The organism is Enterobacter cloacae complex sp. AR_0002 (genome assembly GCF_001922365.1).
Lineage (GTDB): Bacteria > Pseudomonadota > Gammaproteobacteria > Enterobacterales > Enterobacteriaceae > Enterobacter > Enterobacter hormaechei_C.
The window spans coordinates 4,801,036-4,816,155 of the sequence record NZ_CP018814.1 but is presented as its reverse complement, the minus strand read 5'-3'; the positions used below and the strand labels follow the sequence as shown (position 1 = coordinate 4,816,155).

At 56.0% G+C, this 15,120-nt stretch carries 14 protein-coding genes and 5 tRNA genes; 1 reads left to right on the top strand and 18 read right to left on the bottom strand.

The annotated features are described in order from the left end of the window. Window positions 1-92: 92 nt before the first annotated feature. A complete protein-coding gene (leuA, locus tag AM329_RS23940; protein ID WP_032610003.1) occupies window positions 93-1,748 on the top strand; it encodes a 2-isopropylmalate synthase in 1,656 nt (551 codons plus the stop codon). Here leuA and AM329_RS23935 read toward each other — a convergent pair. The 18 genes from AM329_RS23935 to AM329_RS23850 all read right to left on the bottom strand — a co-directional run bounded on the left by AM329_RS23935 (window position 1,735) and on the right by AM329_RS23850 (window position 14,965). After that, a complete protein-coding gene (locus AM329_RS23935) occupies window positions 1,735-2,499 on the bottom strand; it encodes a helix-turn-helix domain-containing protein (protein ID WP_003862181.1) in 765 nt (254 codons plus the stop codon). The genes leuA and AM329_RS23935 overlap by 14 nt on opposite strands. A gap of 53 nt (window positions 2,500-2,552) precedes the next feature. Then, window positions 2,553-3,068, bottom strand: a complete 516-nt coding sequence (gene luxS, locus AM329_RS23930) for an S-ribosylhomocysteine lyase (protein WP_003862180.1) — start codon at window positions 3,066-3,068, stop codon at window positions 2,553-2,555. Window positions 3,069-3,220: 152 nt separating this feature from the next. Beyond that, window positions 3,221-4,765: a glutamate--cysteine ligase gene (gene gshA, locus AM329_RS23925; RefSeq protein ID WP_022649137.1), complete on the bottom strand. Its 1,545-nt coding sequence runs from the start codon at window positions 4,763-4,765 to the stop codon at window positions 3,221-3,223. Between the two features lie 83 nt (window positions 4,766-4,848). Then, window positions 4,849-5,277: a YqaA family protein gene (locus AM329_RS23920; RefSeq protein WP_017692791.1), complete on the bottom strand. Its 429-nt coding sequence runs from the start codon at window positions 5,275-5,277 to the stop codon at window positions 4,849-4,851. Beyond that, the gene (gene yqaB / locus AM329_RS23915; RefSeq protein WP_015571665.1) at window positions 5,274-5,840 is read right to left on the bottom strand and encodes a fructose-1-phosphate/6-phosphogluconate phosphatase; all 567 of its coding nucleotides are present in this window, start codon (window positions 5,838-5,840) and stop codon (window positions 5,274-5,276) included. Before yqaB ends, AM329_RS23920 begins: the two co-directional genes overlap by 4 nt. A 250-nt stretch (window positions 5,841-6,090) precedes the next feature. Next, window positions 6,091-6,167: transfer RNA gene (locus tag AM329_RS23910), tRNA-Arg, on the bottom strand. Between the two features lie 65 nt (window positions 6,168-6,232). Continuing rightward, window positions 6,233-6,309, bottom strand: a tRNA-Arg gene (locus AM329_RS23905). A 64-nt stretch (window positions 6,310-6,373) separates the two neighbouring features. Continuing rightward, window positions 6,374-6,450, bottom strand: a tRNA-Arg gene (locus AM329_RS23900). 64 nt (window positions 6,451-6,514) lie between these two features. Further along, window positions 6,515-6,591 (bottom strand) — tRNA-Arg (locus tag AM329_RS23895). 4 nt (window positions 6,592-6,595) lie between these two features. Beyond that, a tRNA-Ser gene (locus tag AM329_RS23890) sits at window positions 6,596-6,688 on the bottom strand. A gap of 342 nt (window positions 6,689-7,030) precedes the next feature. Beyond that, window positions 7,031-7,216, bottom strand: a complete 186-nt coding sequence (csrA, locus tag AM329_RS23885; RefSeq protein ID WP_000906486.1) for a carbon storage regulator CsrA — start codon at window positions 7,214-7,216, stop codon at window positions 7,031-7,033. Between the two features lie 241 nt (window positions 7,217-7,457). Next, a complete protein-coding gene (gene alaS / locus AM329_RS23880) occupies window positions 7,458-10,085 on the bottom strand; it encodes an alanine--tRNA ligase (protein WP_022651724.1) in 2,628 nt (875 codons plus the stop codon). 131 nt (window positions 10,086-10,216) lie between these two features. Next, complete coding sequence (gene recX, locus AM329_RS23875) at window positions 10,217-10,717, bottom strand: recombination regulator RecX (protein ID WP_017382782.1); 501 nt, start codon at window positions 10,715-10,717, stop codon at window positions 10,217-10,219. Window positions 10,718-10,785: 68 nt separating this feature from the next. Beyond that, complete coding sequence (recA, locus tag AM329_RS23870; RefSeq protein ID WP_015571667.1) at window positions 10,786-11,844, bottom strand: recombinase RecA; 1,059 nt, start codon at window positions 11,842-11,844, stop codon at window positions 10,786-10,788. Window positions 11,845-11,933: 89 nt separating this feature from the next. After that, window positions 11,934-12,431, bottom strand: coding sequence for a nicotinamide-nucleotide amidase (gene pncC / locus AM329_RS23865; RefSeq protein ID WP_003862172.1), 498 nt, complete (start codon window positions 12,429-12,431; stop codon window positions 11,934-11,936). 130 nt (window positions 12,432-12,561) lie between these two features. Further along, a complete protein-coding gene (locus AM329_RS23860) occupies window positions 12,562-13,440 on the bottom strand; it encodes a metal ABC transporter substrate-binding protein (protein ID WP_032610005.1) in 879 nt (292 codons plus the stop codon). A 14-nt stretch (window positions 13,441-13,454) separates the two neighbouring features. Continuing rightward, the gene (locus tag AM329_RS23855; protein ID WP_032610006.1) at window positions 13,455-14,315 is read right to left on the bottom strand and encodes a metal ABC transporter permease; all 861 of its coding nucleotides are present in this window, start codon (window positions 14,313-14,315) and stop codon (window positions 13,455-13,457) included. After that, on the bottom strand, window positions 14,312-14,965 hold the full coding sequence (locus tag AM329_RS23850; protein WP_022651726.1) for a metal ABC transporter ATP-binding protein: 654 nt from the start codon (window positions 14,963-14,965) through the stop codon (window positions 14,312-14,314). The genes AM329_RS23855 and AM329_RS23850 overlap by 4 nt, the downstream gene beginning before the upstream one ends. Window positions 14,966-15,120 lie beyond the last annotated feature (155 nt).

Sequence of the window (15,120 nt, the reverse complement as noted above, 5' to 3'; positions counted from 1 at the left end):
GGTTGTCCAAAACGCGACAGCGATTGTCAGTTCCGATAAAGCAGCGCGCCTGAAATCGATTCACGATAGTGAAAAGACAACAGGAGCGCACCATGCTGAACACACCCGCCGACAAATACCAGCCTTACCCCACCCTTTCGTTGCCCGACCGCCGCTGGCCGGAGCAGATTATCACCTGCGCCCCGCGTTGGCTCTCGACCGACTTACGCGACGGTAACCAGGCGCTGGCCGAGCCGATGGACAGCGCGCGCAAGCTGCAATTCTGGGATCTGCTGCTGACCTGCGGGTTTAAAGAAATAGAAGTCGCCTTCCCGTCCGCCTCGCAGACGGACTTTAATTTTGTACGTCAGCTGATTGAGGAGAACCGCATCCCGGATGACGTCACCATTCAGGTGTTAACGCAGGCGCGGGACGATCTTATCCATCGCACTTTCGACTCCCTGCGCGGCGCGAAGCAGGCCACCGTTCACCTGTATAACGCTACCGCCCCGCTGTTCCGCCGTCTGGTATTCGGCATGGAGAAAGCGCAAATCGTCGAGCTGGCGACGCGCGCGACGCGCCTGATTCGTCAGCTGTGTGAAGAGAACCCTGACACCCGCTGGCAGTACGAATACTCCCCGGAAACCTTCTGCTTTACCGAACCGGAGTTTGCGCTGGAGATTTGTGAAGCCGTGGCGGAGATCTGGCAGCCGTGCGCGGCGCGTCCGATGATCGTCAACCTGCCCGCTACCGTCGAAGTGAGCACGCCGAACGTCTATGCTGACCAGATCGAGTATTTCTGCCGCCACTTCAGCCGCCGCAGTGACGTCTGTATCAGCGTACATCCGCATAACGATCGCGGAACGGGCGTCGCCAGCGCGGAGCTGGCCGTCATGGCCGGGGCTGACCGCGTGGAGGGCTGCCTGTTTGGCAACGGTGAGCGCACGGGCAACGTCTGCCTGGTGACGCTGGCGATGAACCTCTACAGCCAGGGCATTAGCCCGAATCTGGATTTCAGCGATATGAATCGGGTGGTTGAAACGGTAGAAACCTGCAACCAGCTGCCCGTCCATCCGCGCCATCCGTGGGCGGGTCGTCTGGCTTACACCGCCTTCTCCGGCTCGCACCAGGATGCCATCAAGAAAGGTTTCGATGCCCGTAAGCCTGGCGAACGTTGGGAGATGCCCTATCTGCCCGTCGACCCGCAGGATATTGGCTGTACCTATGAAGCGGTGATCCGCGTGAACAGCCAGTCAGGAAAAAGCGGAAGCGCCTGGCTTATTGAGCAAAACCACGGCCTGAAATTGCCTCGCGCCCTGCAACAGGATTTTAGCCAGCACGTGCAGCAGGAAACGGATAACCATGGAAAAGAGATGACGCAGAATGCGCTCTGGCAGCTGTTCCGCGCCCGTTACGGCCTGGTGGCGAGCCCGCCATTAGCGCTGCAATCGTACCGCAGCGACAGCCAGCAGGACGGCCAGCTGCGGCTGACGGCAAGCGTCGCCACGCATGGGGGCACCCGCCAGCTGGAAGGCCAGGGAAACGGTTTGCTCTCCGCCGCCGCTCACGGCTTAAGCCGCTGGATCAACGCGTCGTTTGTGATCAAGGATTATCACGAACATACGTTAGGCGAACGCAGCGACAGCCGCTCGGTGGCCTATATCCGCTGCCTGTTCCAGGATGGGACCAGCCGCTGGGGCGTGGGCATCGACAGCGACGTGGCACGCGCGTCGATTCAGGCGCTTTTTAACGCGGTCAGTCGTTCCTGAAGTAATCGCTGGGTGAGAGACCCATTACCCGGCGAAACATTGCCGTAAAGGCGCTGTGGCTGCCATACCCCAGATCCAGCGCCACGCGTAATACCGGCTGGCCCTGCGCCAGCCGCACTAAGGCTTCCAGCAGTCGCGCCCTTCTCACCCATTCGCCGTAGCTCAGGCCTGTCTGCTGCTGAAAATGACGGTTCAGCGTGCGTTCGCTCATCCCCACAATACCTGCGGCCTGGGCGCTGCTCCAGCTTTCTCCCGGGGCCATTCGAATCTGCTGGCAGAGATGGCGCAGCGCTTCGCTTTCCGGCTCGGGCAGGTGAAACGGCAGCACCGGCATGAGACGAATTTCATCGAGGATCAGCTCATAAACACGTTCATCGCGGCTTCCGGGTGCGTAAGATTCAGGAAGCGTGAGGGAGGTCAGGATCAGCTCGCGCAGCAGGGGCGAGATCTGCACGATCTGGCAGGTCGCCGGGAGATCGGCGCGCGCCAGCGGGTCGATAAACAGCGTGCGGGCGGCAACGTTGCCGGTGATGCGCAGGGCGTGCTGCGTACCCGCAGGTAGCCAGACGCCGCGACCGGGCGGCACCACCCAGCAGCCGGATGCGGTATCCACCCGCACGACGCCGGTGAGGCTGTGCAGGAGCTGCGCGCAGTCGTGCTGATGCCACGGCTCGCTGTCGCCATGAGCATAATCATGCGAAAACGGCACAAGCGGGCGATGGGTAAAGGAGAAGGTGGTGGTTGTCGTCATCAGGATTGTAGGCCCGGTCAGCGAAGCGCCACCGGGCATCCACAGGCACGATACTAAATGTGCAGTTCCTGAAGTTTTTCTTTTGGCAGGGCCAGCTCGTCGTTGCTGTTTACACGAACATCACGTTCGATGATATGACGGGCAATCTCCTGAGCTTCTTCCAGAGAGTGCATCTGGTAAGTGCCGCACTGGTAAACGTTCAGCTCAGGGATCTGGTTCTGCTCTTTCACCTTCAGCACGTCTTCCATCGCCGCTTTCCACGCATCCGCGACGCGTTTCTCTTCAGGCTGACCAATCAGGCTCATGTAGAAACCGGTTCGGCAGCCCATCGGAGAGATATCGATGATCTCCACGCCGTTGCCGTTCAGGTGGTCGCGCATGAATCCGGCGAACAGGTGTTCCAGCGTGTGAATGCCTTTCTCTGGCATCACTTCTTTATTCGGCACGCAGAAGCGCAGGTCGAAAACGGTGATCGTGTCGCCGTGCGGCGTGTTCATGGTCTTCGCCACGCGGACTGCTGGTGCTTCCATACGGGTATGGTCGACAGTAAAGCTATCTAATAACGGCATACGTCACCTCCGATAGTGATTTTTTTTAAAATAAACTGAACTCTTCTACAGAATGCGCGTCTGAGTATATGAAAGACGCGCATTTGTTATCATCATCCCTGAATTCAGAGATGTATATTTTGGCCACAGCGATGTGGCCTTTTTCTTTTGGTTCAGGCCTGCTTCGCCAGAAACGCCTCAAACGACTCCGTATCCGCCGCTTCGACCTCTTTCTGACGCACAACGGACGCATCGCGCTCTGCCACAAAATCCGCTTCGCTCAGGATCTCTAACGGCTCCTGCATCAGCATCTCACGGTACTCCGCTGAGAGTGAACGCCCTGTGCCACCAATTCCCTGCTCAATCATAGAACGCAGAATACGTGCTGAGAATGTCAGTTCCGGGTTATCAAAGCTTTCAACCAGTTCGTCGCAGACCTTCTGGTAAGCTTCGCCGCCGTACACGCTATCCAGCGTCTGGGCTACGCGCTTCAGGTCATGGAACAGATCCTTCCCTACCTTAGACAGTGGGAACTGAGCCGTTTCACAGCCAATACCTAACGTCAGGCCCGGCTTGCGCCCTTCCAGAATCACGCGATTCCAGTTGGCACGGGTACACAGCAGTTCGTCGGAACTCATTTCCGGCGCATCCGCCAGTACGCACCAGACCATAAACAGGTCAAGGAAACGAACCTGCTGCTCGTCAACGCCAATCGGTGAGAACGGGTTGATATCCAGCGAGCGCACTTCAATGTATTCGATCCCGCCGCGCTGTAGCGCATCCGACGGCGTTTCACCGCTGCGCGTCACGCGCTTCGGACGAATCGGCGCATACAGTTCATTTTCAATCTGCAACACGTTGGTGTTAATTTGCAGGCGTTTGCCGTCTTTTTCGAGGCCGATTTTTTCGTACTCTTCCGACGGGGTTTTTATCGCCCGCTTCAAGCCTGCCACATATTCGTGCAGATCGTTAAACGTAATTCCGAGATTGCTTTGCGATTTATTGGTATAGCCAAGGTCGCTCAGGCGCAGGGAGGTCGCGTATGGCAGGTAATACATGCCACATTCGGTCTTCTCGAACGGTAGCGTGGTCGGTTTCCCTTGCAAGAACGATGAACAGATAGCCGGGGACGCGCCGAACAGATACGGAATAACCCAGCCAAAACGGTAGTAGTTGCGGATCAGGCGGAAGTAGCCCGCGGAGATCGCTTCTTTATCCGTTTCACCGCACTTCGCCTGCCAGAACGCCATCGGCAGAGAAAAGTTGTAGTGCACGCCAGAGATCGTCTGCATCAATGCGCCGTAGCGGTTTTTCAGTCCTTCGCGATACAGCGTTTTCAGCCGACCAATATTCGAGGTGCCGTACTGCGCCAGCTCGATATCCTGCCCCTGCTCGATATAGCACGGCATGCTGAGCGGCCACATACGCTCGTCGCCGAGGTTGCGGGCGGTGAAGCGATGCACGTCGCGCATGATCGTCAGCATATGATCAATATCACCGTCTACTGGCGTGATGAACTCCAGCAGCGCTTCGGCGAAATCGGTTGTGATCCATTTATGTGTCAGCGCCGAGCCTAACGCCTTCGGGTGTCCCGTAGTCGCTAAGCTACCATCCGCATTTACGCGCAGCGTTTCGCGCTCAAGCCCACGCTGAATCCCCTTCAGTGCCTGAGGGTGATTTTCCAGCCAGGCCAGCGCCTGTGATACGTCCGGGATCAATTTGACCTCCCGCCTGTCAAAAAATTGTCACTCAGCATAATTGTAATGGTTGACGATTGAAGGTCGCGAATTCATTCCACCAATTAGTGCCACCACGTCATACCCTGTAGTGTTACCCATGCCAGTAAAACATAGCGTAACGCCTTGCCAAGGCACAAAAAAAAGAGCACCGGTCCCCAGGAGATGCGCATCCATCCCGCCAGCAGACACAGTAAATCGCCTATTACAGGCATCCAGCTTAATAACAGCGTGGCAGCGCCATAGCGTTTTAGCCAGCCCACTGCCTTTTCCTGCCAGCGAGATTTTTCGCGTAGCGGAAAGAAACGTCCAAGAATAACGTTAGTCAGCCCTCCAAGGCTATTACCCATTGTTGCTATTAAGACCAGCAACCAGGGCTGACTTACGCCGGACAACAGCATCGCCACCAGCACCACTTCCGAATTCCCCGGTAAGAGGGTGGAGCTTAAAAAACTGCTGGCGAATAATGAAGCGAGTGACAGCGCGTCACTCACAGTAAGCGAACGTCCACCGCCGCCATTCCGGCATCACGTGCGGCCTGAATACCAAAATCAGCATCTTCAAACACCACGCATTTTGCAGGTGGAACACCCATTAATTCTGCACAGAGCAGGAAGGTATCCGGTGCGGGTTTGTGATGCTTAACATGATCGGCGGCAACGACGGCAGAAAAATAGTGGCGCAGGCCAAGGTGATTGAGTAGCGCTTCAGCAATCGCGCTCTCGCTGCCCGTACCGACAGACATAGGACGACGGCCGTGCCACTCCTTGACGACGTCAATGAGTGGTAAAGGCTGCACGGTGTCTAACAGTATGGCTTTTACCGCGTCGGTTTTTTCACGCGCGAGCTGATGAGGGTCGAGATCGGCCTGATTCAGCTCAATCACGGCCTGTGCGATACGCCAGGTGGGCGATCCGTTGAGGGCAATCATCGCCTGTAAATCGAAACGCATACCGTAACGGCCCAGGACTTCGGTCCAGGCCTGACGATGCGTGGGTTCGGTATCCAGGAGGGTGCCGTCCATATCGAAGATCAGACCGTCATACTGTGCGTACATCGTGCTCTCGCTAAACGATTAACAAAGCATTACTTTATCGTAAAAGGGGATTTTTGTCGCTGACAGAGAGCGTGATTGCTGACGAAACGTCGAAGGAATGAACAAAGAAGGAGAAGATGGTGCATCCGGGAGGATTACTCGGCTTACGCCTCGCCCTGCGGGCCGTTGCTAAAGCAACGTTATCCTCCCTGGTGCTTGCGATTAACTCGCAGACCTTAAAACAACAGCATCGCTGTTATCCAGGAGAATATGGTGCATCCGGGAGGATTCGAACCTCCGACCGCTCGGTTCGTAGCCGAGTACTCTATCCAGCTGAGCTACGGATGCATCGGGATTTACTACTGTTACTGCTGATACTCGGTATCGCTTCAAAAGCAACACAAAGTAAAATATGGTGCATCCGGGAGGATTCGAACCTCCGACCGCTCGGTTCGTAGCCGAGTACTCTATCCAGCTGAGCTACGGATGCATCGGGATTTACTGCTGTACTTCTCGATACTCATATCACTTCAAAAGCAATATGAAGTAAAAAATGGTGCATCCGGGAGGATTCGAACCTCCGACCGCTCGGTTCGTAGCCGAGTACTCTATCCAGCTGAGCTACGGATGCATCGGGATTTACTACTGTACTGCTCGATATTCATATCACTTCGAAAGCAATATGAAGTAATAGATGGTGCATCCGGGAGGATTCGAACCTCCGACCGCTCGGTTCGTAGCCGAGTACTCTATCCAGCTGAGCTACGGATGCAAAATGGCGGTGAGGCGGGGATTCGAACCCCGGATGCAGCTTTTGACCGCATACTCCCTTAGCAGGGGAGCGCCTTCAGCCTCTCGGCCACCTCACCACACAACGCCTCTTTCGAGTGCTTCGAGCAACTCGTTAAGAGCTTCTCGTCGCTGCGTGGCGCATATATTACTTTCTGGGACTTATAAGTCAAACAATTTTCCACATGCTTTTTTCGTTTGCACAATTCGCACGCAATTCGCATGTAAAAGCCGCAAAGAGAGTGTTTTATAAGCGGATTTTGCAGGCATCTTCACAGAATTCTGTTGAGAGAAGCGCGTCATTTGGATGAGATAAGGTTATGAGAGTGGTCAAAAACGAAGCGTTTGAAATAGAACGGTAACTTTATGCAGGAAAAATAACAGGAGGGTTGCGTCTCGCCCGACAGCGAGACGCGACAATATCAGTAACTGGACTGCTGGGATTTTTCAGCCTGGATACGCTGGTAGATCTCTTCACGGTGGACAGATACTTCTTTAGGAGCGTTAACACCAATACGTACCTGGTTACCCTTTACCCCTAAAACTGTCACGGTGACCTCATCCCCAATCATGAGGGTCTCACCAACTCGACGAGTCAGAATCAGCATTCTTTGCTCCTTGAAAGATTAAAAGAGTCGGGTCTCTTGTATCCCGGCATTATCCATCATATAACGCCAAAAAGTAAGCGATGACAAACACGTAAAGTGTAAGCAGTCACGGCATCACATTCTGTTAAACGTAAGTTTAGCCGATATACACAAACTCAACCTGACTTTATCGTTATCGATAGCGCAGTGAGCAAGACGCCATAACGTTACCGCTATGGCGTCTGCTTGTGCTTTGTAGTTATTACAGTTTCGCGCTTACCCAGCTTTCAACGCTGGCTAATGCCGCGGGAAGTGCCGCCGCATCCGTACCACCGGCTTGCGCCATGTCCGGACGACCGCCACCTTTGCCACCCACCTGCTGGGCGACCATGCCAATCAGTTCCCCTGCTTTGACACGATCCGTCACATCCTTAGAGACGCCCGCAATCAGAGAAACCTTACCCTCTGCGACCGTTGCCAGCACGATAACCGTCGAACCAAGCTGGTTCTTCAGATCGTCGACCATGGTACGCAGCATCTTAGGCTCAACGCCCGCCAGATCGCTGACCAGCAGTTTGACGCCCTTAATGTCTACCGCTTTGCTGGAGAGGTTTGCGCTCTCCTGCGCCGCAGCCTGTTCTTTCAGCTGCTGGAGTTCTTTTTCCAGCTGACGGGTACGATCCAGCGCGACACGCACTTTTTCGCCCAGGTTCTGGCTATCGCCTTTCAGCAGCTGCGCGATCTCGTGTAGCTGGTCGCTCTGCGCATGCAGGCTGGCAATTGCGCCTTCCCCGGTCACCGCCTCAATACGACGCACGCCTGCCGCCGTCCCCGACTCGGAAACGATGCGGAACAAGCCGATGTCACCGGTGCGGGATGCGTGAGTACCGCCACACAGTTCGGTAGAGAAGTCGCCCATGCTCAGCACGCGAACGCGGTCGTCATATTTCTCGCCAAACAGCGCCATCGCACCTTTCTTCTTCGCTGCCTCGAGATCCATGATGTGGGTTTCGATTGGCAGGTTACGGCGGATCTGGGCATTCACCAGGTCTTCCACCGCACGAATTTCAGATGGCTTCATCGCTTCAAAATGTGAGAAGTCGAAACGCAGCACTTTGTCATTAACCAGAGAACCTTTCTGTGCAACGTGCGTACCCAGCACTTCGCGCAGGGCTGCGTGCATCAGGTGGGTTGCCGAGTGGTTCAGACGAATGCGCGCGCGGCGAGCTTCGTCAACGTTGGCCTGAACGCCCTCGCCCACTTTCAGAGAACCGGAAACCAGTTTGCCCTGGTGACCAATCGCCTGACCGTATTTCTGGGTATCGCTTACGCTGAAGCTGAAGCCATTGCCTTTCAGTTCGCCTTTATCGCCAACCTGACCGCCCGATTCCGCATAGAACGGCGTTTTATCCAGGATAACAACCGCGTCCTGACCCGCGCTAATGCTGTCTACGGCTTTACCGTCAACAAACAGCGCGGTTACGTTGCTGGTCAGGGCCAGCTCTTCGTAGCCTTTAAATTCAGACGCGCTATCAACGCGGATCATCGCGTTGTAGTCTGCGCCAAAACCGCTGGATTCACGCGCACGACGACGCTGCTCTTCCATTGCGGCTTCAAAGCCTGCTTCGTCAACTTTGATGTTGCGCTCGCGGCAAACGTCCGCCGTCAGGTCAACCGGGAAGCCGTAGGTGTCGTACAGGCGGAAAGCGGTTTCGCCATCCAGCGTGTCGCCCTTGAGTTTCGCCAGCTCGTCGTCCAGCAGCGCCAGACCGCGCTCCAGCGTACGGGCAAACTGCTCTTCTTCGGTTTTCAGAACCTGTTCAACCTGCGCCTGCTGGCGTTTCAGCTCGTCGCCGGCAGAGCCCATCACGCCAATCAGTGGCCCAACGAGTTTATAGAAGAAGGTGTCCTTCGCGCCCAGCATGTTGCCATGGCGGATCGCACGACGAATGATACGACGCAGCACATAGCCACGGTTTTCATTTGACGGGATAACGCCGTCAGCAATCAGGAACGCACAGGAACGAATATGGTCTGCGATAACGCGCAGTGATTTGTTGCTCAGATCGGTTGCGCCCGTTACCTCAGCAACGGCTTTGATCAGGGTGCTGAACAGGTCAATCTCATAGTTGGAGTTAACGTGTTGCAGAACGGCCGCGATACGCTCAAGGCCCATACCGGTATCTACGGACGGTTTTGGCAGCGGCTCCATGGTGCCGTCGGCCTGACGGTTGAACTGCATGAAGACGATGTTCCAGATCTCAATATAGCGATCGCCATCTTCTTCCGCGCTTCCCGGAGGGCCGCCCCAGATGTGGTCGCCATGATCGTAGAAGATCTCGGTGCACGGACCGCAAGGGCCGGTGTCGCCCATCTGCCAGAAGTTATCAGACGCGTAAGGCGCGCCTTTGTTGTCACCGATACGGATGATACGTTCGCGAGGGATACCCACTTCTTTTTCCCAGATGTCGAACGCTTCGTCATCGGTCTCATACACGGTCACCCACAGACGCTCTTTCGGCAGATTGAACCAGTTTTCACCGGTCAGCAGTTCCCACGCGTATTGAATGGCGTCGTGTTTGAAGTAGTCGCCGAAGCTGAAGTTACCCAGCATTTCGAAGAAGGTGTGGTGGCGCGCGGTGTAACCGACGTTTTCCAGATCGTTGTGTTTACCGCCCGCACGCACGCAACGCTGTGAGGTTGTGGCGCGGGAATAATTACGCTTGTCGAGACCAAGGAACACATCCTTGAACTGGTTCATCCCGGCGTTGGTAAACAGCAGAGTCGGGTCATTGTTCGGTACCAGGGAGCTGCTGGCAACAACCTGGTGTCCCTTACTATGGAAAAAATCGAGAAACGCCTGACGGATCTCAGCGGTGCTCTTGCTCATAATTATCCTGAAATCAAGCTAACGAAATGTCGCAGCAGATCTGTATCTGTAAACAGTTGGACGGACCAGCTACTGGAAAAAGTGGGAATAAGATAAGTTTTCTTTAGTGGGAAGTAAAATCCCGCATGCGTTCAATCGGTAAAATTACGCCAGATATCCTGAATATCTTCCATCAGGAAGCCGCGGTAGAGCAAAAAGCGCTGGATTTTAACTTTTTCTGAAAATTCACGCGGCAGCGGCTCACCGTACTTTCGTACCGCCTGCTCACGCGCCAGTTCGCACCAGTCAATTTCACTTTCGCGCATGGCTTTTTCAATCGATTCACGGGCAACGCCTTTCTGGTTCAGCTCCTGGCGGATACGCGCTGGCCCATAGCCTTTACGACCACGGCTGGCAAGAAAGCGAGCGGCAAAACGGCCGTCATCCAGATAGTGATGCTCGTAGCACCAGGCAACCACGCGGTCATAATCTTCCGCGGTGGCATCAATGTCTTCCGGACCGTTTTTGCTCATGACGGGCGCTGACAGTTTCCGCCGCAGCTCCTGTTCGCTATGGTCACGCACGGCAAGAATACGCACGGCCCGATCCAGCAAGCGTGAGTAGGCTGGTCGGCGTGATGTCGGTTCACTCATAAAAAACCTGTCGATTCAGAAATGCAAAAAGGGCCGCATCAGCAGCCCTTCATTTTTATCCGAGAGGATTAAAAGTCTTCGTTGGTTTCTTCAGCATCCGCGCCGTCGACCACGAAATCAGGTTTAGAGTCCTGGTTGTTCAGCAGGAGTTCACGCACCTTCTTCTCAATCTCTTTCGCCGCCGCCGGGTTCTCTTTCAGCCAGGAGATAGCATTAGCTTTACCCTGACCAATCTTGTCACCGTTGTAGCTGTACCATGCGCCCGCTTTTTCAATCAGCTTCTCTTTCACGCCCAGGTCAACCAGCTCGCCGAGGAAGTTGATACCTTCGCCGTAGAGGATCTGGAACTCAGCCTGTTTGAACGGTGCTGCGATTTTGTTCTTCACAACCTTCACGCGGGTTTCGCTACCGACTACGTTATCCCCCTCTTTCACCGCGCCGATACGGCGGATATCCAGACGGACAGAAGCGTAGAATTTCAGAGCGTTACCGCCGGTGGTAGTTTCCGGGTTACCGAACATTACACCAATTTTCATACGGATCTGGTTGATGAAGATCAGCAGCGTATTGGACTGCTTAAGGTTACCCGCCAGCTTACGCATCGCCTGGCTCATCATACGTGCCGCGAGGCCCATGTGAGAGTCACCGATTTCACCTTCAATTTCCGCTTTTGGCGTCAGCGCCGCAACGGAGTCGACGATGATCACATCAACCGCACCTGAGCGCGCCAGCGCGTCACAAATTTCCAGTGCCTGCTCGCCGGTGTCCGGCTGGGAGCACAGCAGGTTGTCGATATCAACGCCCAGTTTACGGGCATAGACCGGGTCCAGCGCGTGCTCGGCATCGATAAACGCACAGGTTTTACCTTCGCGCTGTGCCGCCGCAACAACCTGCAACGTCAGGGTGGTTTTACCCGAGGATTCCGGACCGTAGATTTCTACGATACGGCCCATCGGCAAACCGCCAGCGCCCAGTGCGATATCAAGAGAAAGCGAACCAGTGGAGATAGTTTCCACATCCATGGAACGGTCTTCACCCAGGCGCATGATGGAGCCTTTACCGAATTGCTTTTCGATCTGGCCCAGTGCTGCCGCCAACGCTTTCTGTTTGTTTTCGTCGATAGCCATTATTACTCCTGTCATGCCGGGAGAAGCAACTGCGCTTCACCATGGACTTCTGTTCTGTTGAGGCAATTATACTGTATAGTCATACAGTATCAAGTGTTTTGTAGAAATTGTTGCCAGAGCGTTTTTAACGCGTATTCCGTTGCCTGACGACGCACGCTTTCGCGATCGCCGCTGAAGCATTCCCGGCGGGTGATCCCTTCACCTTTTGAGGTGGCAAAGCCAAACCAGACGGTGCCGACAGGCTTCACGTCGCTGCCGCCGTCCGGCCCCGCGATACCGCTGATGGAGATAGCGTAATCTGCGCGCGCCTCTTTCAGCGCGCCAATCGCCATCTCGATCACCACCGGTTCGCTGACCGCGCCATGCTGCTCAAGCGTAGCTTCACGCACGCCAATCATCTGCGCTTTAGCCTCGTTACTGTAGGTCACAAAGCCGCGTTCAAACCAGGCGGAACTGCCAGCAATATCGGTAATTGCTTTCGCCACCCAGCCGCCGGTGCAGGATTCTGCGGTCGTGAGAGTCGCGCCGCGCTGTTTCAGCGCCAGCCCCACCACTTCGCTTAGCTGCATCAATTCATGGTCAGTCATTCTCGCTCCAGGCCTTAGAAAAACATGCAGCACAAGATAGCACTTTCTCATCAAATATGGGGATGCGCGTCGGGTTTTACGAGGGGGCTTCAGAAAAAAGCCGATGCGGGCGCACCGGCCAGAGAGACGCTTATTTCATGCTGTTAGCGAGGGTGTCCACATTGTGGCGAAACGCCTTGACGTAGGTGTCCGCCACGCCGCCCTTCGCGGACAGCGCTTCCGGGTAAAGTTCACCGCCCGGCTGGGCGCCCGTGGCGGTCGCAATCTGCTTCACCAGACGCGGGTCAAGCTGGTTTTCCATGAACCAGGTTTTCACGCCGTCAGCTTTAATCTGGTTGATGATCTCCGCTACCTGCGCCGCGCTGGCTTCACCCTCAGACGACAGCCCCTGCGGCGCCATAAACGTCACGCCGTAGGCGCGGCTGAAATAGCCGAAGGCGTCGTGGCTGGTCAGCACTTTGCGCTTCGCCTGTGGGATGTCGCTGAAACGCTTTTTAGCCCAACCGTCCAGCTGAGAGAGCTGCGCAATATAGGGTTTACCGGTAGCTTCAAGCGCCGCCGTATCTTCAGGATCGGCCTTCACCAGCCCTGAGAGAATATTTTGCGCATACAGCGCGCCGTTCGCCGCGCTGTTCCACGCGTGCGGATCGGTCACGGTTTTACCGCCCTCTTCCAGCGTGTGCGTTTTCACGCCGTCCGAGGCAACCACCAGCTGGCCTTTGAATCCAGAAGCTTTTACCAGACGGTCGAGCCAACCCTCCAGCCCCAGCCCATTGACCACCACCACGTCAGCTTTACTCAGCGCCGCGCTGTCTTTGGGCGAGGGTTCGAAAGTATGGGGATCACCGTCCGGCCCCACCAGCGTCGTCACCTTCACACGATCGCCGCCAACCTGCTGCGTGATGTCTCCCAGGATGGAAAAGCTGGTCACCACATTAAGCGTTTTCGCCATTACGCCGTGCGTCATCATGCCGAGCGCGAGCGCCACGGCTAACCCTGTACGTTTCATCGTTTCCCCTTGCGTTAAAAAAGCGCCCGCAGGCTATCCGCCAGCCTGCTGCGCGTGCCAAATAAAACTGAAATAAAGAACAATGCGCTGGCGGTCAGCACAATGGAGGGCCCGGCGGGCAGACTCACTGCCCAGGAAAGACTTAAGCCCAGCCACGCGCAAAAAATACCGCTGATACCCGCCATCAAAAGTAACCCTGGCAGTGTGCGCACCCAGCAGAGTGCCGCCACGGCGGGTAACATCATCAGCCCGACGGCCATCAACGTGCCGAGTACCTGAAAACCGGCCACCAGGTTGAGCACCAGCAGCGCCAGAAACAGACCGTGTAACATCCCGGGCAGCCAGCGCGCGTTCACCTGCAACCACGCAGTATCGAACGCTTCGCTGACCAGCCCACGATAAAAAATCGCCAGCGTGAGGAGCGTGAACATGCAAACGCCCGTCACGAACAGGGCTGACGCGCTATCCACGGCGAGAATGGAGCCAAACAGAAGATGAAGCAGATCGACATTTGAACCGCGCAGCGACACCAGCGTGACGCCCAGCGCCAGGGAACCCAGGTAAAACCCCGCGAAGCTGGCATCCTCTTTAAGAGGTGTACGGCGGCTGACCAGCCCGGCCACCAGCGCAACGGCGATACCGGCAATAAACCCGCCGACAGTCATTGCCAGCAGCGACATTCCGCTGAGCAGATAGCCCACCGCGACACCCGGCAAAATGGCGTGAGAAAGGGCGTCCCCCATCAGGCTCATCCGACGCAGCTGAAGGAATACACCCAGCGCAGTGGTACTGACGGAGAGCGCCAGGCAAACCACCAGCGCGCGCCGCATAAAGCCGTACTCAATAAACGGCTGGAAGAAGAGATGCCAGATCATGCCACCCTCACCCGCTCGGTTTTCCAGTGCGGCGTATCAGCGTCCAGCCGCAACGTTTGTGGGAAGTGGCGCGAGACGCGTTCGCTGTCGTGCAGTACCGCCAGCAGGGTCTGCCCCTGCATATACATCTCCAGCATCAGATCCATCAGCACGTTGCAGGTCGCTTCATCGACGCCAGTGAAGGGTTCGTCCAGCATCACCAGCGGTGCCTGCTGCACTAAAACGCGGGCAAACAGCATGCGCTGGAATTGCCCGCCGGAAAGTTCATCAATAGTGGAGAACGCCATGGACTCCAGCCCCACGCGCTCCAGCGCGCCTGCAATGCGCATGCGGGCATCCCGACGAAAACCGGCAAACAGAGAGATTGCTGGCCAGCAGCCCATGCTCACCACGTCCTGCACGGTCAGAGGAAATTGCGCCTCCAGCGCGTGACGCTGCGCCAGCCAGCCCACCACCGGACGTCTCCCCTGCCAGCGAAACGTACCGCTGACGGGCGGAAGAAAGCCGGCGAGCGTTTTCAGCAGCGTGGATTTGCCGCAGCCGTTGGCCCCGACGATGGCGGTCATGCTCCCGCGTTCAATCACGCCGGACAGCGCGCGCGTAACGGGCTGGCGATCGTAACCCGCCACCAGGTCGTTCATCACGATCATGGCAACGCCACCGCCCAGCGCACGGCCAGGCCGAGAAACAGAATGAGCACCAGCGCCAGCAGCAGCCGAAGCGAGGATGAGAGAGAAAACAGGGACATGGATATCTCATTTCAATAATGTTATAACATAACAATAATGAAAGGCGATTGAGATGT

Coding starts and splice junctions, on each gene's coding strand:
- AM329_RS23860 (WP_032610005.1), bottom strand. CDS start 13,440: ATGAAACGTACAGGGTTAGCCGTGGCGCTCGCGCTCGGCATGATGACG.
- csrA (WP_000906486.1), bottom strand. CDS start 7,216: ATGCTGATTCTGACTCGTCGAGTTGGTGAGACCCTCATGATTGGGGAT.
- AM329_RS23850 (WP_022651726.1), bottom strand. CDS start 14,965: ATGATCGTGATGAACGACCTGGTGGCGGGTTACGATCGCCAGCCCGTT.
- recX (WP_017382782.1), bottom strand. CDS start 10,717: ATGAGTGAACCGACATCACGCCGACCAGCCTACTCACGCTTGCTGGAT.
- yqaB (WP_015571665.1), bottom strand. CDS start 5,840: ATGTACGCACAGTATGACGGTCTGATCTTCGATATGGACGGCACCCTC.
- leuA (WP_032610003.1), top strand. CDS start 93: ATGCTGAACACACCCGCCGACAAATACCAGCCTTACCCCACCCTTTCG.
- AM329_RS23935 (WP_003862181.1), bottom strand. CDS start 2,499: ATGACGACAACCACCACCTTCTCCTTTACCCATCGCCCGCTTGTGCCG.
- pncC (WP_003862172.1), bottom strand. CDS start 12,431: ATGACTGACCATGAATTGATGCAGCTAAGCGAAGTGGTGGGGCTGGCG.
- AM329_RS23855 (WP_032610006.1), bottom strand. CDS start 14,315: ATGATCTGGCATCTCTTCTTCCAGCCGTTTATTGAGTACGGCTTTATG.
- luxS (WP_003862180.1), bottom strand. CDS start 3,068: ATGCCGTTATTAGATAGCTTTACTGTCGACCATACCCGTATGGAAGCA.
- alaS (WP_022651724.1), bottom strand. CDS start 10,085: ATGAGCAAGAGCACCGCTGAGATCCGTCAGGCGTTTCTCGATTTTTTC.
- recA (WP_015571667.1), bottom strand. CDS start 11,844: ATGGCTATCGACGAAAACAAACAGAAAGCGTTGGCGGCAGCACTGGGC.